Source organism: Bifidobacterium sp. ESL0825 (genome assembly GCF_052606465.1).
Genome location: NZ_CP199589.1, coordinates 365,881 through 386,861, shown reverse-complemented (window position 1 = coordinate 386,861; position 20,981 = coordinate 365,881). Strand labels below are relative to the sequence as shown.

General features: G+C 61.8%; 24 protein-coding genes and 2 pseudogenes. 20 read left to right on the top strand and 6 right to left on the bottom strand.

Going from position 1 to position 20,981, the window contains the following annotated elements:
• Positions 1-8: 8 nt before the first annotated feature.
• From ACUIAG_RS01570 to ACUIAG_RS01485, 18 genes are all read left to right on the top strand, one after another.
• Positions 9-428, top strand: coding sequence for a Gp19/Gp15/Gp42 family protein (locus tag ACUIAG_RS01570; RefSeq protein WP_445339938.1), 420 nt, complete (start codon positions 9-11; stop codon positions 426-428).
• On the top strand, positions 415-738 hold the full coding sequence (locus tag ACUIAG_RS01565) for a hypothetical protein (protein ID WP_445339937.1): 324 nt from the start codon (positions 415-417) through the stop codon (positions 736-738). Before ACUIAG_RS01570 ends, ACUIAG_RS01565 begins: the two co-directional genes overlap by 14 nt.
• Before the next feature lie 2 nt (positions 739-740).
• Positions 741-989: a hypothetical protein gene (locus ACUIAG_RS01560; RefSeq protein WP_445339936.1), complete on the top strand. Its 249-nt coding sequence runs from the start codon at positions 741-743 to the stop codon at positions 987-989.
• Positions 986-1,372 carry a hypothetical protein gene (locus tag ACUIAG_RS01555; RefSeq protein ID WP_198190717.1) on the top strand — a complete coding sequence of 129 codons (387 nt, stop codon included), beginning with the start codon at positions 986-988 and terminating at the stop codon, positions 1,370-1,372. The genes ACUIAG_RS01560 and ACUIAG_RS01555 overlap by 4 nt, the downstream gene beginning before the upstream one ends.
• Positions 1,373-1,441: 69 nt before the next feature.
• The gene (locus tag ACUIAG_RS01550; RefSeq protein ID WP_198190716.1) at positions 1,442-2,059 is read left to right on the top strand and encodes a phage tail tube protein; all 618 of its coding nucleotides are present in this window, start codon (positions 1,442-1,444) and stop codon (positions 2,057-2,059) included.
• Between the two features lie 116 nt (positions 2,060-2,175).
• Positions 2,176-2,562 carry a hypothetical protein gene (locus ACUIAG_RS01545; RefSeq protein WP_198190715.1) on the top strand — a complete coding sequence of 129 codons (387 nt, stop codon included), beginning with the start codon at positions 2,176-2,178 and terminating at the stop codon, positions 2,560-2,562.
• Between the two features lie 74 nt (positions 2,563-2,636).
• A complete protein-coding gene (locus ACUIAG_RS01540; protein WP_445339935.1) occupies positions 2,637-2,942 on the top strand; it encodes a hypothetical protein in 306 nt (101 codons plus the stop codon).
• 46 nt (positions 2,943-2,988) lie between these two features.
• The gene (locus ACUIAG_RS01535; protein ID WP_445339934.1) at positions 2,989-5,931 is read left to right on the top strand and encodes a tape measure protein; all 2,943 of its coding nucleotides are present in this window, start codon (positions 2,989-2,991) and stop codon (positions 5,929-5,931) included.
• A 3-nt stretch (positions 5,932-5,934) separates the two neighbouring features.
• Positions 5,935-6,666, top strand: a complete 732-nt coding sequence (locus ACUIAG_RS01530) for a hypothetical protein (protein WP_220237206.1) — start codon at positions 5,935-5,937, stop codon at positions 6,664-6,666.
• A 4-nt stretch (positions 6,667-6,670) separates the two neighbouring features.
• Positions 6,671-7,795, top strand: a complete 1,125-nt coding sequence (locus tag ACUIAG_RS01525) for a hypothetical protein (protein WP_445339933.1) — start codon at positions 6,671-6,673, stop codon at positions 7,793-7,795.
• A gap of 5 nt (positions 7,796-7,800) precedes the next feature.
• On the top strand, positions 7,801-8,346 hold the full coding sequence (locus tag ACUIAG_RS01520; protein WP_445339932.1) for a hypothetical protein: 546 nt from the start codon (positions 7,801-7,803) through the stop codon (positions 8,344-8,346).
• Between the two features lie 12 nt (positions 8,347-8,358).
• Positions 8,359-8,712: a hypothetical protein gene (locus ACUIAG_RS01515; protein WP_445339931.1), complete on the top strand. Its 354-nt coding sequence runs from the start codon at positions 8,359-8,361 to the stop codon at positions 8,710-8,712.
• A gap of 75 nt (positions 8,713-8,787) precedes the next feature.
• Positions 8,788-10,077, top strand: coding sequence for an SGNH/GDSL hydrolase family protein (locus ACUIAG_RS01510; protein WP_445339930.1), 1,290 nt, complete (start codon positions 8,788-8,790; stop codon positions 10,075-10,077).
• Positions 10,078-10,125: 48 nt separating this feature from the next.
• A complete protein-coding gene (locus ACUIAG_RS01505) occupies positions 10,126-10,524 on the top strand; it encodes a hypothetical protein (protein WP_220237201.1) in 399 nt (132 codons plus the stop codon).
• Positions 10,521-10,661 (top strand): hypothetical protein, encoded by a 141-nt coding sequence (locus tag ACUIAG_RS01500; RefSeq protein ID WP_220237200.1) that lies wholly within the window; start codon positions 10,521-10,523, stop codon positions 10,659-10,661. The genes ACUIAG_RS01505 and ACUIAG_RS01500 overlap by 4 nt, the downstream gene beginning before the upstream one ends.
• A gap of 81 nt (positions 10,662-10,742) precedes the next feature.
• Positions 10,743-11,885, top strand: a complete 1,143-nt coding sequence (locus ACUIAG_RS01495; RefSeq protein WP_445339929.1) for a LysM peptidoglycan-binding domain-containing protein — start codon at positions 10,743-10,745, stop codon at positions 11,883-11,885.
• Positions 11,886-11,894: 9 nt separating this feature from the next.
• Positions 11,895-12,185 (top strand): holin, encoded by a 291-nt coding sequence (locus ACUIAG_RS01490; protein ID WP_445339928.1) that lies wholly within the window; start codon positions 11,895-11,897, stop codon positions 12,183-12,185.
• Between the two features lie 270 nt (positions 12,186-12,455).
• Positions 12,456-12,752, top strand: a complete 297-nt coding sequence (locus ACUIAG_RS01485) for a hypothetical protein (protein ID WP_445339927.1) — start codon at positions 12,456-12,458, stop codon at positions 12,750-12,752.
• 292 nt (positions 12,753-13,044) lie between these two features.
• Here the strand turns inward: ACUIAG_RS01485 and ACUIAG_RS01480 are convergent.
• Positions 13,045-14,207 (bottom strand): annotated as a pseudogene (locus tag ACUIAG_RS01480) (IS1249 family transposase).
• 319 nt (positions 14,208-14,526) lie between these two features.
• On the opposite strand from ACUIAG_RS01480, the gene ACUIAG_RS01475 reads away from it, so the two are divergent.
• Together ACUIAG_RS01475 and ACUIAG_RS01470 are read left to right on the top strand one after the other, a co-directional pair.
• Positions 14,527-15,036 (top strand): hypothetical protein, encoded by a 510-nt coding sequence (locus ACUIAG_RS01475; RefSeq protein WP_197071201.1) that lies wholly within the window; start codon positions 14,527-14,529, stop codon positions 15,034-15,036.
• 22 nt (positions 15,037-15,058) lie between these two features.
• A complete protein-coding gene (locus tag ACUIAG_RS01470; RefSeq protein WP_015022033.1) occupies positions 15,059-15,505 on the top strand; it encodes a hypothetical protein in 447 nt (148 codons plus the stop codon).
• Between the two features lie 135 nt (positions 15,506-15,640).
• Here ACUIAG_RS01470 and ACUIAG_RS01465 read toward each other — a convergent pair whose 3' ends face one another.
• The 5 genes and pseudogenes from ACUIAG_RS01465 to ACUIAG_RS01445 form a co-directional block, all read right to left on the bottom strand.
• Positions 15,641-16,201 (bottom strand): hypothetical protein, encoded by a 561-nt coding sequence (locus ACUIAG_RS01465; RefSeq protein WP_015022034.1) that lies wholly within the window; start codon positions 16,199-16,201, stop codon positions 15,641-15,643.
• 373 nt (positions 16,202-16,574) lie between these two features.
• The gene (locus tag ACUIAG_RS01460) at positions 16,575-16,922 is read right to left on the bottom strand and encodes a hypothetical protein (RefSeq protein ID WP_015022035.1); all 348 of its coding nucleotides are present in this window, start codon (positions 16,920-16,922) and stop codon (positions 16,575-16,577) included.
• A 24-nt stretch (positions 16,923-16,946) separates the two neighbouring features.
• Positions 16,947-17,210, bottom strand: a complete 264-nt coding sequence (locus tag ACUIAG_RS01455) for a hypothetical protein (RefSeq protein ID WP_141650026.1) — start codon at positions 17,208-17,210, stop codon at positions 16,947-16,949.
• 183 nt (positions 17,211-17,393) lie between these two features.
• A complete protein-coding gene (locus ACUIAG_RS01450; protein ID WP_015022037.1) occupies positions 17,394-18,824 on the bottom strand; it encodes a ParB/RepB/Spo0J family partition protein in 1,431 nt (476 codons plus the stop codon).
• A 699-nt stretch (positions 18,825-19,523) separates the two neighbouring features.
• Positions 19,524-20,686 (bottom strand): annotated as a pseudogene (locus tag ACUIAG_RS01445) (IS1249 family transposase).
• Between the last annotated feature and the right edge of the window lie 295 nt (positions 20,687-20,981).

Sequence of the window (20,981 nt, the reverse complement as noted above, 5' to 3'; positions counted from 1 at the left end):
GAGGAACCATGGGCGGACGAGACGAAACCCCGCAGGACAACGCCTTCGCATCCGTTGAGGAGTTGGAATCCGGCTGGCACAAGCTGACCGGGGACCAGCACAGCAAGGCCGGCGTCCTGCTAGCCCGGGCCTCGCGCAAGATCCGGGCCACCTGCCCCCGGTGGGCCGACTACGAGCTGCAGGAGCCAGGCATCTGCGCCGACATCTGCTGCGCCATGGTCCAACGGGCGCTGGCGGCCGACGAAACCGGTCTGCCAGCAGGCACCAGCCAGGCGAACGAGACCACCGGCCCGTTCACCAGCGGTTACACGTTTAGCAACCCGCTGGGCGACCTCTACCTGCTCGACAGTGAGAAAAGGTCGCTCGGCGTAGGTGCCGCACGCAGGGCCTTCGTCATTCAGATGGGAGACCCGGTTGGAGACGATTGAGGTTTACCGGGGGTTTGCAGACACCGACGCAGACGGAAACACCTTCCAGTCCGGCCTGCACCTGTGGAAAAGCATGCCGGCGCTGGTGGCACCCCTCCAGAAGGACACCGCCGCCGACACCGACTCGCTGGCAGTCGAACACAACTGCACGCTCTACATCCGCTCCCCCGAGCCCACCGGCATCCGGGAGAGCGATGTGGTCAGGGTCAGGGGGCGCATGGCCCGGATTGAGGGCACTGTGGCCGTCTGGCATGACACCGCCGGCCGCCACATCGGCGAGGTCATCAACGTGTCGCTTAAGGAAGGCTGAACATGGCAAAACGGTGCAAGTTCGTATTCAACCGGCAGGCGTTCAGCAACGAAGTCTTGAAAAGCCAACGGATCCAGCAGGTGGTGCACGAAGCCTGCGAGCGGGCCGTTGGCCCCGATCCCCATGGACGCATCAAGGTCAGGGACCAGAGCGAGGGCAGGACCCGCAACGGCGTCACCCTAATCACCGACGGGCCCAACGAGACCAAGAACGGTGCCTTGACACAGGCGCTCGGGCGGGTGCGCGTATGACGCCGCCAGCCCGTACCCCCAGGATTGAGGCCACGCTCCTGCCCTTTCTGCGAGCCTGCTTCCCCGGCGTGCACTTCGGCAGCCTGCGCGACAAGGGCAATCCGCTTCTGGAGTGCGTTCTGGCCGGGGAGCCACAGGGCATGGCCACACCCGTCAGCCAATACGTGCGCCTGCGCCTGAGCGTCATCGCCCGCCGGGAGGACGGCACCGGCGACTTCGCCAAGGCACAGAACCTTGCCGCCGACATCATCCACGCCATCACAGCCGGCGGCCTGCCCTTCCCCATCGTGTCCGCAGCACCCTCCTCGGGCCCCATGCGGCAGGCGGACGGGCCGCTCATCTTCGCCTACGCGATTCTGCTTCTGCAGGTATCTACCACATAACCCGACAAACCGCATGCCGCCACATGCCCTCACCTCTACAACAGTCCAACCCGAAAGGCACATACGGCAATGACCAAGCCAGACACCTCCTACATCACCAGCGGCAACAACGCCGACCTCGTCAAGCTCATCAAGGACTACGCGCTCTTCCTGTTCAAGGACGGCGAGGAGTTCACCATGCCTGCAGACACGGCATGGCAGCCGCCCGAGGGCAAAAAGCCCGTCGGCTACAACTCCGAAGACGGCGCGACCCTGCACCCCGAGCCGGGCGACACCACCGACATCAAAGCCCACAACGGCGACATCGTGGTCTCCGAGACCGAGCCCGGATACTGGACCCTGCAGATCCCCGGCATCGAATGCAAACGCGACATGGCCGAGGCCTACTTCGGCGTGGCCGCCGACGAGCACGGCGCTTTCCATATCAGGGACGCCACCACCAACCAGCGCTACGGCTTCGTGCTGGCGGCCCTCGACCAGTACGCCAACCCCATCATCGTGTGTGGCGGCAAGGCCAAGGTCAGCGACCGCGACGACCTGACCCTGACTAACACCGACACCATCAAGTTCACGGTCACCCTGCAGATGGCGAAAGCCTCCGACGGCTACCAGTTCCACGCTTACGGACTGCTCTCCGACGAAGCATCGCCCGCCACCACGCCGAAGGCGGCCGCGAAAAAGGCCTGACATCCCAGAACACGCATACTTCCCTCCCCCGCTGGATGGCGGTCTCGCGGGGGTGGGAACCCTAACCCAGAACAGACCGCCCCACCACAACAACAATCAACATCCAGGAGACCGCCATGAGCGATAAGACCACCTACGCCGTAGTTGAACCCCAAATCGATGAGGACGAGCAGGAATACCCCCAGGTCCATCTGGAGGCCTTGGGACTGAAGTTCGACCTGCCCAACCTGAACAGCAAGGCCGGGCTGCCCTTGGAAATCATCCAGATGATCTTCATTATCAAAAGCAAGGTCGTCCTCTCGGAGGAAGAGCAGTACCAAGCCATGGCGGTTTTCCTGGCTTACTTCGAACAGATCCACCCCACCCTCTGGAACAAGCTACGCAGGTCCGACAACGCCATGGGGTGGCTGACCGGAATTGTAAAAGCCTGGGCAACGGAATCCGGCATCGACCCAAAAGCGCTTACCTCCTCATCCTCCACGGACAGCACCGAGGAGCATTAGACGCGGACTGGCAGCAGCGCTACCGCACGACCTGGCGACCAGTAAGCCTGCGCGCATGGCTGAAAGCCCCGGCAATGAGCAAACCCAGCCCCAATATCGGCTTCGGCACTGCCTGGAGATTTACACGAGAAATACTGCGGAACCACACCAGCAGCAGCTATGCCGCACTCGCAGGATGGTCCTACATCCCCACGGGTGCCGAGATTGCCTTATGGGACCAGATGGAGCTTGAAGGCAGACTCAAACACAAAGGCTATCGCCCTTGGACCGACGCCAGGAACAACCTCTTCGCGCCGTCCCGCCAGGAAACCAGCCAACAACACGAGGAAAGGCTCGCCCGACGCAAGCGTCTTCAGGACACCTTCCACATATCCGACTGACCCGACCGCCATCGGGACCGACCTAAGAACAAAGTAGGAGCAACCGATGGCACAGGACGTGGGAACCGTATACGTCCAGGTCGAGCCCTCCGGACGCGGCTTCGGACGAAAAATCGAAGGCGACCTCGGCAATAGCATCGACAAAGCATCCACCCGTGGTTCAACAAGCCTTGTCGGCAAGATGGGGGATGCCTTCAACAAGATCGGCAAGACCGGGCTCGGGGTCATCGGCACCATCACCGGCGGCATAGCCGGCCTTGCAGCTAAGGGAGGCTTCGGCCGGGCGCTGGCCATCGAAAACGCGCAAGCCAAACTCAAAGGCCTAGGCCACTCCGCCGGCGACGTGACCGAAATCATGACCGACGCGCTCAACTCCGTCAAAGGCACCGCCTTCGGCCTGGGCGACGCCGCCACTGTCGCCGCCAGCCTGAGCGCCTCCGGCATCAAATCCGGCAGCCAGATGACCCGCGTGCTCAAGACCGTGGCCGACACCGCCCAGATCTCCGGTCGCAGCCTCACCGACATCGGCACCATCTTCGGCTCCGTCGCCGCCCGCGGCAAACTCCAAGGCGACGACATGCTCCAGCTCATGTCCTCCGGCATCCCCGTCCTCCAACTCCTCGGCAAGCACCTGGGAAAGACCAGCGCACAGATCTCCGACATGGTCTCCTCCGGCAAGATCGACTTCCAGACCTTCGCCGACGCCATGGAGGAAGGCCTTGGAGGCGCAGCGCTCGCCGCCGGGAACACCTTCCAGGGAGCGTTCGACAACATGCGTGCGGCCATGGGCCGGCTCGGTGAAGAGTTCGGCACTCCGGTCCTGAACGCGGCCCGTGACCTGCTAAACAAGCTCAACCCGGCCATCGACGCTGTCGCCAAACAGCTCAAACCATTCGCCGACATGTTCGGGGACAAGCTCGCGCCGGCTGTCAAACAGGCCGGCGACTGGCTGTCTGCGTTCACCGACAACCTCAACAACGGTAAGGAATCCATCGGCGACCTGGCCGGCAAAATTGCATCGCTGGCGGCCGGGTTCGGCGTGCTGGCCGGGGTTGGCGGCAACGTCAAGACCGTCAGCGAAGCCTTCGACAGGATCGGTCATGCCGGAGACAAAGGCATCAGCGACCTGCTGTACAAAGTGAAGGGCCTGCCGGACAATCTACAGGGTGCCATGGGCGGCCTGCAGCAGTTCAAGGGCTACTTCAACAAGGATCTGCGTGAGGCGATGGCCGTCGACGGCGACCCGTTCGCCAATGCCTTGAACCGCATAGGCAAGGGCGTGGACGGCCTGACCACCCCTTTCAGGAACATGGGCTCCAAGCTGGCCGCCACCGATATCGGTGGGAAAATCGCGGGACTGGGCTCCTCACTAGGAGCAGGCTTCGGCAGGCTGACCAGCGTGGCGGACATGCACTTCCAGGTCTTCTCCACCCGTATGAGCCAGGGCTTCTCGTCGGCTTTCGACAAGCTCGGGCACAGCAAAATCGGCTCAGCCTTCACACGCATAGGAGTCGGCATCAAAGGGGCGTTCGCCCCCTTGGCTTCGAACGTGAGCAATCTGTTCGGCGGGCTCGGCGACATCATAGGAGGCCCGCTGCAGGCAGGCCTTGGCAAGGTCGGCAGCCTGGTCGGCGGATTCTTCGCCCCAGGCAACTTCCTGAAGTTTTTCGGCATCGGCGCGCTCGCCTCGGCCCTGGTCGCCGGAATCGGCCTGCTCAGCCAGGGCATGGATGGCGGACTGGCCGCCATGATCAACGACATCGCAGGGAAGGCCCCGGCGATGATCGGCGAGATCACCGCGAAGGTGTTAGCCGCCCTGCCGGGGATCATGGCCTCGGGAACCCAGGTGATAGTCAGCCTGATGGACGGCATCACCGCCGCCGCCCCCTCGCTCATAGCAGGTGCCGCACAGATCATAGCCTCCTTGGTGCAGGGGCTGGCCCAGAACCTGCCGCAGATCGTCCCGGTCTCTCTGAACATGGTGATGACGCTCATCACTGCCCTGGTGCAGCAACTACCGCTGATCATGTCGGCAGGCATGCAGTTGCTGAGCGGAATCATCCAAGGACTGGTGGCCGCACTGCCCCAGCTGGCCGCGCAGATACCCATGCTCATCACTACGTTCCTCACGGCTCTGACCTCGATGCTACCCCTCATATTGACCGGCGGCATGGATATCCTGCTCGGCCTGATCCAGGGACTGGTAGCCGCACTGCCCCAATTAACGGCCCAGGTACCTGTCATCCTCACTGCAATCATCACGACGTTGACCCAGAACCTGCCCCAGATCATTCAAATGGGAACGCAGTTGCTTCTTTCCCTGATTGACGGACTGGTTAACGCCCTACCGCAGCTGGCAGCCCAAATACCAGTGATTATCGCCAATATCGTCAATACGTTGGCCCAGAACTTACCTCAAATCATTGAGGCAGGCATCCAAATAATCATTGCTCTGGCCAGCGGCCTGCTCCAGGCAATCCCCAAACTGCTAGCGGCCCTGCCAAAAATCATCAGCGGCATTAAAGACGGTTTCGGCAAAGTAAATTGGGGGGAAGTCGGCATGAACATCATCAAAGGAATTGCCGAAGGACTCGCTGGAGCCGCTAGCCAGCTAGCACAAGCAGCCGCCAATGCCGCCGGCAACGCGCTCAACTGGGTCAAGGATAAACTCGGCATCCACTCGCCTTCGCGCGTTTTCCGCGACCAGGTAGGCGTCATGATCGGCCGGGGCATGGCCCTGGGCATCACCGACAGCGAACCCACCGTCGCCCGCAGCATGCGCCGGCTCACCGACGGCCTCACCCTCGACGGCAGCTCCTTCGGCCTACCCGCGTCGAATGCCTCACTGACTGGCTTCCAGCGCCCTGCCCAAGGCCAAACGGCCGGTGCCAGCGTGAATGTGGCGATTGACGCACGTGGATCCGATCCGAACGTGCTGTTTGCCATGTTCGACACCAGGGCCGAATCAGCCGTAAACAGATGGGGGTGAGCGATGAGGATCCAGCTCGTCAGCGACCATGACACATTGACTCTGACCGACGACAGGCTCGACCGGATGGGAGACGCATGGATCAGGAAGGACGGGGTTGATGGCCTGTACGGCGCGACCAAGCCTCGTGAGACCGGACAAGCCATACCGCAGCAGGATGGGTCGTACTGGCCGGTCAGGCTGACCGCGGAGTCGCGCACGGTCACAATCCGTTGCGTCACGTCCACGCAATCCACGCTCGCCCTATCCGTGCTGGTGGACCGGATCAACGCGATGGCCTGCCGCCCGCTCACTCTTGTGGTCGATGACGCTTCCGGCCGAAGGGAGATGAGCGGCTGGCTGGCCGACGACCCGGCCCAAAGCATGTTGGCGAGTTTGCGCTCCATGACCTTCAGCCTCATCATCTACTGCCCGGACCCCCTCAAATATGGCCCCCGCATATGGTTCGAAGCTACCCATGCGCTCGCACGGGTGGAGAACGCCGGCAACGCCCCCACCTGGCCGTCCGTGCGCGCCGAAGGCGCACAAACCCTTACGCTCACTCTGGACGGCCACACGGTCCGCTGGCGCGGCGACGGGGGCCGCCTGGATCTGGACTTCACGGACATGGTTCCCTCGCAGGGGGTAATCGAATACGACGACGCCTTCCGCATTCCGCCAGGCATCAGCGACATCAGCGTGCAAGCACAGAATGGCGGCCAAGTAGGCGTGTCCCTTCGGCCGGCTTGGAGGTGAGCAGATGGCAGACGCACCTCTGACGCTCCACGCCTACTCGGCCCGCACGGGCAAGCACCTAGGGCGGCTCCCGTATACGTCCTGCAGCTGGTCGGACTCAATCTCGGAGCCCGGACAGATGCAGGCCGAGGTGGCCATGGGCTCGGCCAGCGCCGCTCTCCGCCGCCTCGACCCGTACGAGCTGCTGCGCCCTTGGAGGACAATCCTGGCGGTGCAGCGCACACCCGCCGAAGTCAAGCACGCCGGCGTAATCACCTCACGCAAGTGGGACCCCGCTACCCGCACGTTGTCCATCAGCGCAGGAGGCGGATGGACGCTGCTGGGTAAGCGGCTGGTCCTCGACCACGCGCTGGACACGGCCTTCCACGACGGCGACGTGCTCGTGGACGAGGACCATCCGGCCGGGCACTGGGCGCTCACTTTCGACGGGTCCTACCGCGACATCGCTGTAGGGCTCCTCAGAGAGGCAATGACATGGGGCGGCCTGCCGATTAGTCTGCCCGACCGGCAGGGCGGCGACCACACACGCACCTACTACGGATGGGACCTGGCTACCGTCGCTGATCGTATCTCCGATCTTGCTGACCTGCTTGACGGCGATGAGATACGCTTCAACCCCCAAGTGGACTCATCAGGCCGCCTGACCTTCGCCTTCGAATCTGCCCCTGAGCTGGCCGACCATCATTGGCGGTGGACCGCATCGGTGCCCGGCCAGCGAGTGCGTCTGACTGGCTACCAGGAGGATGGGTCCGGCATGTGCTCGGACGTGTGGGCCGTGGGCGGCAAGAACGCCGATAAGACCGTCATGGCTCGCGCCGCACGCGACGATCTGACCGAACACGGCTGGCCTGTCCTGCAGGCCAAGAACAGCGAGCACACCACGGTCTCCGAACTAGCAACCCTGAAACACTGCGCCGCGGCGCAGGCTTGGTACGGGGCCGGCATGTCCGAGACCATCGGACTGTCAGTGGGCGAGGAATATGACGTGCACGTGGGCGATTGGGCTGACCTCCGCGTAGAGGACGACTTCCTGGGCGACCGTAGGCTCGCTTTGAAGATCACTGATGTGAAGGGCTCCTCCGATAGCGACTGGCTCGACCTGCAAGCACGACCGCGGGCTGAAAGGTGAATGGCATGGGCAGATACCAACCAGGTGGCCTCGACGGATTCCTCTCATGCGACCGCCGCGACCGCAGGAAGGAACGCGAAAAGAACGAGGCGAACCGACCGACGGCCACAGAAATCGGTCAAGTGACCATCAAACTTGCCAAACTGACCAAGCAGCTAGCTTTGCAACAGGAGCAGATCCGACGGGCTACTCCCACAGTAACTGTGGTGTCCGGCTCATCCCCTGGTGGGCAACTGGGGGCAGACTGGATGTCGCTCATATCCCTGTCAGCGGCACGTGACACGTCATATCAGAAGGGGCGCGCACTGGTGCTTATTTCGGTCAGCGCAGTCAAAGACGGGGATGGCATACCCCTGTTGGAGTGTTTGGTGGGCGGCTCCCGAATAACGAGTTTCCCAGGCTCCACAGGCATAGGAGACAGTTTTGGCGGCACCGGGGCCACGATGATCACCAGCAACCAGCGAGTGGAGCTGCGCGGCAAATCGACAGTGGAATCGCCATCACCAGTCGGGGACGTGCACATGAGCGTGACGGTTGTCAGCATAGCGTGAAAGGAGGCCATGATGGCTGAAGGGGTTTTGGCCGAGCGTGTGGGCCGGCAGGATATCCTGCTGCTTCGTGGGGTGACGAACCGGATAGGTGTGAGGTGGGAGCGCGACCAGGGCGAGGGTTTCGCGCCGGTGGACTTGGTGGATTGGCAATGCTTGTTCGAGCTGCTGGCCCCGGATGGCGGAGTGTGGTATTCACGCTCATGCGACGCGCACGGCCCTGATGGGCTGGCCGTCGCCTATGTGCCGCCTGAAGCTTTCACGGAGGTCGTGTGGAGCGGTCGGCGCACCGGCTCTTGGAGGATCACCGCTAGCAGGTCCGGCGTCGTGGAGGTCCTGGGCTGGGGCCGCTGGGCGTTACTTGATTAGCACCATGCCCCCAGTCCTGCCGATGATGACGCTGATAGGCGTCACGGTCTTTCTCGCTGCAAACCATTCAGAAGCGTGGTGGCTCCCATCGGTGGCCGCCTCCGCTTTCACTTCCGGATCATCCCGGCTGCGGGCTCTGCGTTGTTGTCCTGGCTCATGTTGGTTCCGTTGTTTGTTGTGGTGTTCCCGGTTATCTATCGTATGGAGGTTTTGATGGTCGACCAGATTGTTGATAGGAAGACGGTGGCGATCCCGGGCCCGGTGGGCGATATCACGCCCCAGGCCAGGCAGGCGCGCGATGAGGCTGAACGGGCCAGCGAGGCCGCGAAAACGAGCGAGAAGCAAGCCAGAGCATACGCCCAGCAGGCTGGAGAGCGTTCCGACACAGCAACCGCGAAGCTCATCGGCGATGGCGCTTCGAAAACACGGACCGCATTGGATTCCTGGTATGGCGATCTTCTCGCGCGCCGTTCGATCCTGGTGTCCGTAGGGGACTCGTACATGGCCGGCTTCCGCACCTCGAATCCCGCCATGAGCAGCATGGCGCGCCGGTGCGCTGACGCGCTGGGCCTCGAATGCCGCAATTATGCGGTCGCGGGATCAGGCATGCTCGGTGGAACAGGAGACCGCTTCAAAGTACAGCTGGACCACGCGGCTTCCGCTCTCGCGGCCGATCTGGGACGCGTTTCGGTCGTTTTGATCGGTGGAGGGCGCAACGACGGGAGCGTCGCCTCCCAAGCCGGCTATCAGGAGGCCGTCCGATCCACGTTGCAGCATGCGGTGGATCTGTTCCCTGGCGCACATGTGGTGTTCGTGCCGGCTATGTGGGATGCGTCGTGGCCCAGCAACGATCTGCGCCACGTGTATGCCAAGGCCATGGAGGCCGCGGTTTTGGTCCCAGCCGTCCAGGCCGTTCGGGGGGCATGGTCCTGGGGGATCGCTGATCCGGGATATATGGACATCCATCCCGGCGACGAGCTGTCCGGCATATTCGGCCAGCTGATGGCGTCGGCAATACTGCACGGAGGGGACACGGTCTGGCGCGATCGCGAGCTGGCCCTGACCGCCGGCGGATCCAACGTGGAGCAGTTCGGAGGAACGGCTGTGCTGTCCCACGGCGTCTTGCATGCGCGCATCCGCGCGAATCGTCCGCAAGCGCAGGGTGCCAACCTGATCTGCCGGATCGAGCATGCGGCCACGCTGGGCGTGTGGACCACGTTCGTGGGCCTGACAGACGACAACCTTGTATGGCAAGGCAAGTTCGACGGACGCGACTTCAGCCGCATCGGCGACATCTTCGGCGCGTCCGGCGACCACAAGAACTACAACGCCCAAATCGTCTACCATCCACTGGTCACCGTGTGATCCCAGCCAGCCGACCGGGTCAGGCCGGCAGGCACGGTAGGAGGAAACATGCTTGAGCACTTGACCGGCGGCCTGATCTCCGACGGCGTGTTCCTCGCCCTAGTGGGGCTGGTTGTCAACCTCTGGCCGACAAGCGCGCGCCACCTGGCCACATGGCTGTACTCGCGGATCGACCCTGATCAATTGCCCTACGGATCCGCTATGGGCAAGCACTGGCACGAGATCCAAGAGCTGCGCGCCCAAGTCGACCGCGTCCAAGACCAGCTGCGGGAGATCCGCAAGGACACTATAAAAAACACGCTAATCGGCCTCATGGAGCAGCCCGGCGACCAAAGCGCCAAAGTGCGCTACGAGCTCAGCAAGCTCGAAGCCCTCCACGCCTCCTGCTGGGTCATGCAGGAAGCCGAATCGTACCTCGCCCAACACCACCAGAAGAGACAGCCATGAAACCATCCGCATTCCTCGCCATCCTCGCCTGCATCGCGGCGGCAGGACTCGCCACTCTAGGCCTCAGCCTTCTGCTGGCCTCGCTCCTGCGCGACCTGCTGCCCATCATGCTGTTCATTCTCGTCCTGGCCAGCTAGCCAGGCGCGAACCACAACCATGGCCGTCCCATCGTGGGGCGGCTTTTTTCATGCCCGGAAACGGGCGGAGAGGGGCCGGTCATGGCTCTTAATGGCATAGATATCTCCAGCTGGCAGTCTGGCATCGATGTGAGCTCGGTGCCAGCTGAATTCATCATCGCCAAAGCGACCGAGGGCACTGGGTACGTCAACCCGGACTGCGCCCGCGCCGTCGACCAGGCTTTGGACTGCGGCAAGCTCGCTGGCGTATACATGTACGTCCGCGGCTCCGGCGCTCAGGCCGAGGCCAAGTTCTTCGTTGACCAGGTCCGTGGATGGCTGCACAAGGCCGTTCTGGCGGTCGATTGGGAGTCGGGCTCCAATAACGCTTGGGGCAATGTGGGCTATCTGGACGCGGTCGTGGCGGAAATCATCCGTCTGACCGGCATCAAGCCGCTCATCTACGCGTCAGCGTCCGTGTACGGCCAAATCGCCCAGGTCGGCCAGAGCCACGATTGCGGCCTGTGGGTCGCCCAGTACGCATCAATGGATGGCACCGGCTACCAGGACGCCCCGTGGAACGAGAACGCGTACGGGTGCACCATCCGCCAGTACTCCTCCAACGGCCGGCTAAGCGGGTACAACGGACCGCTGGATCTCAACAAGTTCTATGGCTCCCGCGAGGACTGGCTGGCGTATGCGGCCTTCGATGGCTCCCAGCAGCCAGCGCCCAACATCACCGTTCCAGTAGCGCCTGACACCAATATTTCTGGTGGCGACACCTACACCGTGCAATCCGGCGATACCCTTTCGGGCATCGCCTCGGCGTACGGCACTTCCTGGCAGCATTTGGCAGAAATCAACAGAATCGCCGACGCCAACAGGATTTACCCGGGCCAGGTGCTGCGCATCGATTCCGCGGCCCCGGCGGCCGCTGCACCAGCTGGCTCCTACACGGTGCAGCCTGGTGACAACCTGAGCTCCATCGCGTTCCGCTACGGCACTTCGGTCCAGGCCATCGCATCGGCCAACGGCATCGCCAACCCCGACCTCATCTACCCCGGCCAGGTGCTGTCGCTCGGAGGTGGCGCAGCCCAGGACAGCGGACACTCGTACACCGTGCAATCCGGCGACACCCTTTCGGGCATCGCCCAATCCCTGGGCACTTCCGTCCAAGCATTGGCGTCGGCCAACGGCATCGCCAACCCCGACCTGATTTACCCAGGACAGACCATCAATTACTAGGAGACAACAATGACAGATCGAAATACGCTACCGCAGCACGCGGCCGCCAACCCGCCCGAGCCGCCAGCAGGCTCGTCTCTGAAGGATTGGGTGAAGGCGGCCCTGGTGCGCGCCGTCAAGACCGGAGCACAGGCCGCCATGGCCGCCATCCCCGTCAGCGCAGCCACAATCGGCGCAGTGGACTGGCCCATGGTGGCCGGCACCGCGGCCCTCGCCTCCGTCATCAGCCTACTCACTTCCATCGCCGGAGTCCCCGAGGTCGAGTCCGGGGCCAGCGTCCGGCGGATTGTCGGCAAGTAAACCCCACCACGAACAAGCGCCCCCGCCTCCGGCAGAACGGAGAACGGGGGCGCTTTTCTGCTTTCCACGGTGTGGGTTATCATCTGGCCAAGAAACCCTGTAGAATCATCCCAGCATGGGCCGGGGCGCACATGGTAGAGGAAGCACACGGACGAGGCAAAATCGTAGTATTCGAATATGCAGGATCTGGTCCAGGCCCCGGAGGCCATGATGTCACAGTCGAACACGTCCGCGTCCCGGCATAGGGCAACGAAGGCGTGCCCCACACCCATGATCCACTACGATGACACCCAGGACGTAAGCATGCGCCCCCGCGGCTACAACCCTGCAGACCAGGACACGGTCATCGCACGCCACCTGCAGATCAAGGCCACCATGGAACGCCATAAGGACGCGCTACTCGACAAGCTCCAAGACCCCACTCTCACACCGGAGGAACGCTCGCGAATCGAGGCGGCCAAGAATGAAGTCAGGCAGGACATCTCGGCGATCAGGGTATGGGGGAGCACAGAGGACTACGAGCGGATGCGACGCAAGTACGACAGGACGAAACACCGGCAATTTTGAGCGCACTTTGAGCGCAACCTGCCTAATTTAACTATTCCAACTGTCCAAGATGGCATACGAAAAAAGCCAACGAAAGTCAATCAGGAGTAGGTCTCACCGTCCCATACTTACTCCCCCTTGATTCTCCGGTTTTGCCTATTTTAGGGTTCGAATCCCCCTAGCTCCACAGATAGGATCCCGAGGTCACCTCGGGATCTTTTTATATTCGTTGGGCTTGCAAACGCCAGATCGGGGCCTATAGGAACTAAACGCGTTGTTTTAGGTTCTGTGTGTGGGTTTGGTTGTGTGTTGGTCAGAGTGTGGTGTTGGGGTATCTGACTGGTGTGTGGAACTCGTTCCAGTTGATGGCGGTGCCGTAGTGTTCGGGCTCGTCCTGTTCCTGTCTGGTTTCCCGTTTGGGTGCTGGTTGTGGCTGGTGGTGTTCGTCCCTGATCAGGCTGGCGGGGTCGGGGTTGTCGGTTTTCATGTAGCAGTGCCATTCGCAGGCGCGTCTCATGTGGCTCTCGGGTAGGCCGTGGTGTTGCAGGAGGGTGCGTTTGATGGGTGAGTTGACTCCTCCTTCCGGCCGGTTGGTGGTGCGTTCCACTGGCCCGCCGGCGGTGAGTTCGGGTTCCAGGAAGGCGAAGAGCGGCCTGTCTTGGAAGAGGTGTTCGAGCCTGCGGTAGCAGCGGCGGAGTTCCTGGTGGGTCCACCACCAGGATTGGTGGCTGGCTTTGGGGTTGGCTGGGTCGTCCTTGGCCATGGTGCGTTCGTCGATGAGGGTTTTCCATCTTTCGTGCCAGGCGTTCAAGGCCTCACCCCAACGCACCGCTTCCTCGATGGCATGGACCCGGGTGAGCTGGTCGGAGAGTCGCTTGAGTTCCTTGCCGGCCTGAAGTCGTGGTTTGAGTGTCAGGTCGGTTTTGGTGTTGCGTTGCACGTGCACCAGGCAGCGTCGGATGCGCGTGCCCGGCCAGCAGGCATGGCAGGCTTTCTGCACGCCGCGAAGGCCGTCGGCGATGAGCACGTCGGGCCCGGGGATGCGGGAGAACAGGGCCGTGCAGGCCGCCGTGTTCTCCTGATGGCACCACTGCCAGTCGATGACCTGGCCCGTCTGCCCGTCGATCGCTATCAGGAGGCACCAGCCGTGTGCCACATACGTGCCGTCGGCCATGAGCGTGTGATGGACCACCCCGTCCGGTGTGATTGCCGGCTTGATGTTCCAGCACCAGCCGACCCGTTTACGCCAGGCCCTGGCGCCCATGGCCCCCATCTGTTCCCGGGTCCTGCCCGTCAGCAGCCAGTCCAGGAACTCCCTCAACTGCGCGGCGCGGGCCCGGTCCTGCCTGCGCGCGGTGGACGCGATCGAGCAGGAGGACACATCCAGCGCTGCGTGCCTGATCTGTTGCGCCCATGCTTGCGCATCCGCCCATGGCATATGGGGCAATGCCTGGCCCTCTTCGATCTGGTTCTCATTCCCCAATCGAACAGGAACGGGCACCCCTGCAAGACCCCTATTAACAACCCGACCTATTAACAACCACCCAACACGCTTACAGCCACAAGGCCAAACCCCCAACATAAACAACGCGTTTAGTTCCTATAGCCCTATAATGGTGTAACGGTGGTGCTACTGTCACCGTTGATGTAATAACTCAAGAATGATAGTTAGGCCTATCTATCAGTGCAGTATTCCAGTTTTAGCTGGGTTGTCAGAGGTGCCATGGCTGACACCGCTGACTTCGTTATTGGTTATCAAGGATGAATTGACTCAGCAAACGGAAAGGGGCTTATGATGAAAGCTCTGAACACTATCAAAAGTAGGTTGCTCGCCAGCGTTGCTGTTCCACTTGCGCTGTCTATGGGAGTCGCCATGGTTCCCAGTCAGGCGATGGCTGCAGAGCCTGTGGATACCGCTTCGACATCTATCGTGAGTCAAGTCACCGATTCGCTGACTCCGAGGGATGTGCTGGAGATAGCGGATACCGCATGGGAAAACGGTGATTATGAAGGTGCTGGCATCCTGACCGAGTATGCATTCTCGATGCATGATGGCACTGCCGGTAATGGCTTCCAATCGAGGAATTGGGCTACGACGATCGCCAAGAAAGCTGTCATTAAGCTTCTGCGCTGGGGAGGTTCCAAGCTTCCTGCCAAGATTGCTCCGTGGGCCGGTCGGATTGCAGACTTCCTGGAAGCCACCGGCGTCTGGACTCATGCCGCTATCGTCTCAGGTTTGATGCAGCTGGGCATCCCTTACGATATTGCTGAATACACGGCGACATGGGTTGATTTGTTCCTCTGATTCATGGAGAGAGGGGTGAGCGATGAGTGACCGTGGACGATCAGACCATGTAACGGTTTCGGATGCGATTACCGGTGTTGGTTTTTTCGGAACTGTGTTGTTGGGTTTTGTCTTTCCTTTTGCGGTCGGCATTGGTGTCACTTATCGCTTGCTCCCTTTCGGTGGCGTTCGTTCCTGGGTGCATGGGTGGCGTGGGGTTTTGGGTACCATCGTTATCTTTCTGTTGTGGTTCTTTGGTACCTACATAACTGATGCGTTGGTGGATGTGTTGTTTAGCATGAGCAGTCACAAGGTCTTGAAGAAGCTTGTTAGCGAAGTTGTGAGTTTTGTGTTTCTCATGGGGTTGATGGCCTTGGCCTTCAGCAGGTGGGAAGCCATGGCGCTCTCATCTTTGATAACTGAGGTTCTCACCATTCTCATCTCCCTACTCGTCATTCATGCCGTTGATGCTGCAGACAAGCATGATTAATCTAAACAACGATCATTCCTAGGGAATGAAGCGGATTCGAGTGCCCCTTTTATGGGGCGGGAGAAACGCATCGGACGCGGAGAGGTCTCCTCCTTGGTTTGGGAGGAGACCTCTTCGGTTTGGTTGTGTGTGGTGTTAGTCGTCGGTGGGGTTGATGTTCTTACTGAGGGCCAGGGCGATGAGCGCTGCGAGGTTGTTGGTTCGGTCGAGGGTGAGGGCTTGGACCATGTATGAGCTGGCTTGGTCGGGGTCGCGGGCGGCCCAGGCCAGGTAGGCTCTGGAGGCGCTGAGGTGTGGGGTGGGGCCGACGGCGGCGGTGAGCTGGTCGAAGAGGTTGTAGGCTCTGTCGGCGCGTTCCTGGTTGACGGGGGTCCGGCCTTCGAAGCAGGTGGTGAGGCTGGTGAAGATGAGTTTGACGGCGGCGGGGTCGTGGGGTTGTTCGGTGATGGTGGTCAGGTCGTCTCGGGTGGTGTCGGGGTTGATGGCGGCGACCAGGAGCGCGTCGCGGTGCGGCAGTGAGGTTTCTATCAGCGCGGCCATGCGGGTGAGCCGGTCGTGTCCTATGGCTTCGGGCTGGTGGGTGCCGTCGAGTATGCGCATGATGCTGTCGAGGGCCTGTCGGCCTGCGGTGAGCATGAGTTGGGGGTCCTGGCTCAGTTGCTTGACGTCGTCCTGGAGGCTGGTTGTGGTGTTCATGGGTGTTCCTTTCCTTGGTGCCGGGACTGTTTGTGCCGACGCCTGGAATGGCGGCCCGGGTATAGCGGAGAGTCAAGCCCCCGCGTGGATCCGAACACTCCCCCGGAGGCCGAGGGGGCATGCTGTTCGGCCCCCTCGGCCGGAGCGGGGTGTGGGCGGAGACGCTCGGGGCTTGAGTCGCAGCGGCCCGGGCCAGAATGGAAGGGGGCGGCACAAACACCACATTCCCAACCCCTTCAGCAGCACGCCGCAGGCGTGCGACAGCGGCGGCCAGACATCAAGGCGCAGCCGCCGATGACCACAACCCCGGCCGAGCCGAGCATGGAAAAAGGGACCCCGTTGAGGGGTCCCTTGATGATGTTGCCCTGATGGGTCAGGCCATCTGGCTTCGGAGTCCTGGGTAGTGGTGTGCCAGGTATTCGGCGGTGGCTTGGCGGATCAGTGCCGATAGGTTGGTGCCTTCTGTTTTGACGGCGGCTTCGGCCCATTGGTCCAGGGCCGGGGTGGTGCGTACCTGCCAGGTTTTGCTGGTGGGTTGTTTGAGTTCGTCGCGGGGGCGGCCGGCGAAGATGGAGAGCAGGTCGTCGTCGGTCAGGGGGCCGGCGTCGTAGCCCCGGTATACCCGGGTGCCTTCGATGGGTGTGAATTGGCCGGCGTCGGCCATGCGGTCGAGTGCTTCGGCGTGTGCTGCCCTGTCGGCGGGTGTCTGTGTGTTGGTCATGGTCTGGCTCCTTGTTGGTTGTGTCTATTGGTATCTGAGATGTTGCCACCGGCTGGTCAGCGGCATGGCGTGGAAGGCGTGGAGCTGGCCGTCCTGCCATTTGCTGACGATGACTTCGAGCAGGTTGTCGGGTAGGGCCCCGGGGTGTGGCTGGCCGACGAAGACCACCGTCATCTCGTCGCCGTAGCCCTCGATTTGTTCGTGGCCTATGGAGTGGAGGACCGCGTGCCTGATTTCGTCGTCGGCGCAGCCGTGCTTGCGGGCTGATTGCTCTATCTCGATCTCCATGACCATGAGTGTAGTACAAATTGCACATACAAACCAGTCGTGCGTTCCTCGCGTTGCGGTCTGGCTGTCCGAACGCGGGGCGTTCGACGATGCCGATTCCACCCCGTGGGGTGGCGCGAGGCATCGCTGCGCCGCCGCCGGCAGCCGGCCCCGCTTGGTGGCGGGGCCGGCTGCGGGGTTCATTCACTCTTTGGTGTCCTCCTCCTGGTCGCCGTCGTCTGTTTCATCTTCGTTCCCTTCGTTGTCTTCCTCTTCAGGTCGGGGCACCAGGTCGCCGTCGAGACCGGATTGCTCTTCGTCGCTGATGGCGTAGCCTGCGGTTTGGAGGGCACGGTAGAGGGGTTTGAGCAGGCCGTCTATGTCGTCTTGGCTGCGCCAGGTCTCGTGGTTGATCTGTGTCTCCATGATGGCGTGGCACAGGGCGAAGGCCGTCTGGGTGCGGCGACTCTCGTCAAGGTCGGCCTTTTGCGCCAGCTCGGCTTCCTGGTCCTGGACGATGGCGCGCCATGTGTCCCGCACCTGGTCCCGGCTGACCCACCAGGTGCGTTGGCTCGCTTGGGCGATGACCAGCATGGACAGGGCCTGGGACTGGTTTTTGGCGGGGCGTTTGAGGGACATGAGCCGTTGCGTGTAGGCCAGCCGCAGGTCGTGGCTTGCCGTGTCCAGTTGCTTGGCCGGTGCGATTTCGGCTTCTTGTTCGGCTTGCCACCTGGCCAGGTCATCCTCTCTTTGCCGGCGTTCGTCCTCCTGGTCCTGTTGGGTGTATGGCTCCAGCAGGGTGATTTTGACGCGCCACTGTCCGCCACGGTCGAGCAGTCCGGCGGCCGTGGGTTTGTCGCCTTCCCATTCCTCCAGCCATGTGTCGAGGGCCTGCTTGGGGTCGGGGTCGGTATCCGGGGAGAATCGGGCGATGGTGCGCCAACCTTCCGGGTCAGACCAGGATTGTGATGGTGTCAGCGGCACGATGGGCAGCCCGGCCTGCTTGATGGCTTCCTGGGCCTGTTCGATCCACTTGTCCAGCGACCGTTTGGCCTGGACCTGGTGCAGTGTCATGTTCCAGTTGTTGGTGCCTGCGGCTTTGATGAGCTGGTCTTGCAGGCCTTCGTCGTCGCGGAAGTCGGCTATCGTCTCCAATTCCTCGAAGCTCAGCTGGGATGGCAGCGCGAGTATTTTCTCGTCGTCGATGGACGATATTTTGAGCCGTCGCTGCACGGTGCTGCGGCTGCGGCCAGTGGCTTTGGCCATCTGGTCCACGTCTTCGCCAAGGTCCAGGAGGTGGGCGTATCCGCGTGCCTCGTCCAGGGCGGTGAGCTGGTCACGGTGTATGTTCTCTACCAGCATCACCTCCGCCTGGGTCTGCTCGTCCATGTCGGTGATGATACAGGGCACGGTTGCAAGGCCGGCCTGCTCGGCGGCCGCCAGCCGCCGGTGTCCGATGACCAGGGTGTGCCGCCCCTCCTGGTTCGCCGGCGTGACGACCAGGGCCTGCTGTATGCCTTGGGACGCGATGCTCATGGCCAGCTCCGACACGTCTCCTATCTCGCTTCGGGGGTTGGCGTCGTTGGGCCTGATGGCGTCGATGGGCAGCATGGTCACTGTGGTTGTGGTGTTCATGGGTGTTCCTTTCCTTGGTGCCGGGACTGTTTGTGCCGACGCCTGGAATGGCGGCCCGGGTATAGCGGAGAGTCAAGCCCCCGCGTGGATCCGAACACTCCCCCGGAGGCCGAGGGGGCATGCTGTTCGGCCCCCTCGGCCGGAGCGGGGTGTGGGCGGAGACGCTCGGGGCTTGAGTCGCAGCGGCCCGGGCCAGAATGGAAGGGGGCGGCACAAACACCACATTCCCAACCCCTTCAGCAGCACGCCGCAGGCGTGCGACAGCGGCGGCCAGACATCAAGGCGCAGCCGCCGATGACCACAACCCCGGCCGAGCCGACCAGTTTTATGTTTGCCGATTGAAGGGTGATCTGCAGTAGCTCATGATAGAAGAAAGACCATCCGATAAGAAATGTGTTTATATTGTGAAGCTTTATCTTGATGAAGCTTTCTAACTGATATCCCGAGTATATTAAAGCTTGTTAGAAGCCGCCACTGCCTCTATCATATTTATATGATATGCACACTAGGGCGGCACTGTTTTATCTAAAGGGGTGTAACTGAGATGGACACCGCTCGTATTCCTTACCCTTCGCATCCTTATCAGAGCTCAGCCAATCTAGCCTCTATGCTGATACAGAACGGTCTCTCCGGCATCAGGGGCTATAGGAACTAAACGCGTTGTTTTAGGTTCTGTGTGTGGGTTTGGTTGTGTGTTGGTCAGAGTTTGGTGTTGGGGTATCTGACTGGTGTGTGGAACTCGTTCCAGTTGATGGCGGTGCCGTAGTGTTCGGGCTCGTCCTGTTCCTGTCTGGTTTCCCGTTTGGGTGCTGGTTGTGGCTGGTGGTGTTCGTCCCTGATCAGGCTGGCGGGGTCGGGGTTGTCGGTTTTCATGTAGCAGTGCCATTCGCAGGCGCGTCTCATGTGGCTCTCGGGTAGGCCGTGGTGTTGCAGGAGGGTGCGTTTGATGGGTGAGTTGACTCCTCCTTCCGGCCGGTTGGTGGTGCGTTCCACTGGCCCGCCGGCGGTGAGTTCGGGTTCCAGGAAGGCGAAGAGCGGCCTGTCTTGGAAGAGGTGTTCGAGCCTGCGGTAGCAGCGGCGGAGTTCCTGGTGGGTCCACCACCAGGATTGGTGGCTGGCTTTGGGGTTGGCTGGGTCGTCCTTGGCCATGGTGCGTTCGTCGATGAGGGTTTTCCATCTTTCGTGCCAGGCGTTCAAGGCCTCACCCCAACGCACCGCTTCCTCGATGGCATGGACCCGGGTGAGCTGGTCGGAGAGTCGCTTGAGTTCCTTGCCGGCCTGAAGTCGTGGTTTGAGTGTCAGGTCGGTTTTGGTGTTGCGTTGCACGTGCACCAGGCAGCGTCGGATGCGCGTGCCCGGCCAGCAGGCATGGCAGGCTTTCTGCACGCCGCGAAGGCCGTCGGCGATGAGCACGTCGGGCCCGGGGATGCGGGAGAACAGGGCCGTGCAGGCCGCCGTGTTCTCCTGATGGCACCACTGCCAGTCGATGACCTGGCCCGTCTGCCCGTCGATCGCTATCAGGAGGCACCAGCCGTGTGCCACATACGTGCCGTCGGCCATGAGCGTGTGATGGACCACCCCGTCCGGTGTGATTGCCGGCTTGATGTTCCAGCACCAGCCGACCCGTTTACGCCAGGCCCTGGCGCCCATGGCCCCCATCTGTTCCCGGCTCCTGCCCGTCAGCAGCCAGTCCAGGAACTCCCTCAACTGCGCGGCGCGGGCCCGGTCCTGCCTGCGCGCGGTGGACGCGATCGAGCAGGAGGACACATCCAGCGCTGCGTGCCTGATCTGTTGCGCCCATGCTTGCGCATCCGCCCATGGCATATGGGGCAATGCCTGGCCCTCTTCGATCTGGTTCTCATTCCCCAATCGAACAGGAACGGGCACCCCTGCAAGACCCCTATTAACAACCCGACCTATTAACAACCACCCAACACGCTTACAGCCACAAGGCCAAACCCCCAACATAAACAACGCGTTTAGTTCCTATAGCCCAGAATCTCTGAAGTGGGTGTCACTGCTCCAGGAAATCGGTGCAGACGCAGTCGTTAATATCATTCAGAATGGAAGCCACGGGGGAGGATCAGGTAAGTATAGACGCTGGGAAAAGTTTGCTATGCAAACGGCTTGGTGTCTTGACATCATTGGATGCAGCAA

Excerpts from the sequence above, each read along its gene's own strand:
- ACUIAG_RS01570 (WP_445339938.1), top strand. The coding sequence starts at position 9 with ATGGGCGGACGAGACGAAACCCCGCAGGACAACGCCTTCGCATCCGTT.
- ACUIAG_RS01560 (WP_445339936.1), top strand. The coding sequence starts at position 741 with ATGGCAAAACGGTGCAAGTTCGTATTCAACCGGCAGGCGTTCAGCAAC.
- ACUIAG_RS01555 (WP_198190717.1), top strand. The coding sequence starts at position 986 with ATGACGCCGCCAGCCCGTACCCCCAGGATTGAGGCCACGCTCCTGCCC.
- ACUIAG_RS01550 (WP_198190716.1), top strand. The coding sequence starts at position 1,442 with ATGACCAAGCCAGACACCTCCTACATCACCAGCGGCAACAACGCCGAC.
- ACUIAG_RS01545 (WP_198190715.1), top strand. The coding sequence starts at position 2,176 with ATGAGCGATAAGACCACCTACGCCGTAGTTGAACCCCAAATCGATGAG.
- ACUIAG_RS01540 (WP_445339935.1), top strand. The coding sequence starts at position 2,637 with ATGAGCAAACCCAGCCCCAATATCGGCTTCGGCACTGCCTGGAGATTT.
- ACUIAG_RS01535 (WP_445339934.1), top strand. The coding sequence starts at position 2,989 with ATGGCACAGGACGTGGGAACCGTATACGTCCAGGTCGAGCCCTCCGGA.
- ACUIAG_RS01530 (WP_220237206.1), top strand. The coding sequence starts at position 5,935 with ATGAGGATCCAGCTCGTCAGCGACCATGACACATTGACTCTGACCGAC.
- ACUIAG_RS01525 (WP_445339933.1), top strand. The coding sequence starts at position 6,671 with ATGGCAGACGCACCTCTGACGCTCCACGCCTACTCGGCCCGCACGGGC.
- ACUIAG_RS01520 (WP_445339932.1), top strand. The coding sequence starts at position 7,801 with ATGGGCAGATACCAACCAGGTGGCCTCGACGGATTCCTCTCATGCGAC.
- ACUIAG_RS01515 (WP_445339931.1), top strand. The coding sequence starts at position 8,359 with ATGGCTGAAGGGGTTTTGGCCGAGCGTGTGGGCCGGCAGGATATCCTG.
- ACUIAG_RS01505 (WP_220237201.1), top strand. The coding sequence starts at position 10,126 with ATGCTTGAGCACTTGACCGGCGGCCTGATCTCCGACGGCGTGTTCCTC.
- ACUIAG_RS01500 (WP_220237200.1), top strand. The coding sequence starts at position 10,521 with ATGAAACCATCCGCATTCCTCGCCATCCTCGCCTGCATCGCGGCGGCA.
- ACUIAG_RS01495 (WP_445339929.1), top strand. The coding sequence starts at position 10,743 with ATGGCTCTTAATGGCATAGATATCTCCAGCTGGCAGTCTGGCATCGAT.
- ACUIAG_RS01490 (WP_445339928.1), top strand. The coding sequence starts at position 11,895 with ATGACAGATCGAAATACGCTACCGCAGCACGCGGCCGCCAACCCGCCC.
- ACUIAG_RS01485 (WP_445339927.1), top strand. The coding sequence starts at position 12,456 with ATGATCCACTACGATGACACCCAGGACGTAAGCATGCGCCCCCGCGGC.
- ACUIAG_RS01475 (WP_197071201.1), top strand. The coding sequence starts at position 14,527 with ATGAAAGCTCTGAACACTATCAAAAGTAGGTTGCTCGCCAGCGTTGCT.
- ACUIAG_RS01470 (WP_015022033.1), top strand. The coding sequence starts at position 15,059 with ATGAGTGACCGTGGACGATCAGACCATGTAACGGTTTCGGATGCGATT.
- ACUIAG_RS01465 (WP_015022034.1), bottom strand. The coding sequence starts at position 16,201 with ATGAACACCACAACCAGCCTCCAGGACGACGTCAAGCAACTGAGCCAG.
- ACUIAG_RS01460 (WP_015022035.1), bottom strand. The coding sequence starts at position 16,922 with ATGACCAACACACAGACACCCGCCGACAGGGCAGCACACGCCGAAGCA.
- ACUIAG_RS01455 (WP_141650026.1), bottom strand. The coding sequence starts at position 17,210 with ATGGAGATCGAGATAGAGCAATCAGCCCGCAAGCACGGCTGCGCCGAC.
- ACUIAG_RS01450 (WP_015022037.1), bottom strand. The coding sequence starts at position 18,824 with ATGAACACCACAACCACAGTGACCATGCTGCCCATCGACGCCATCAGG.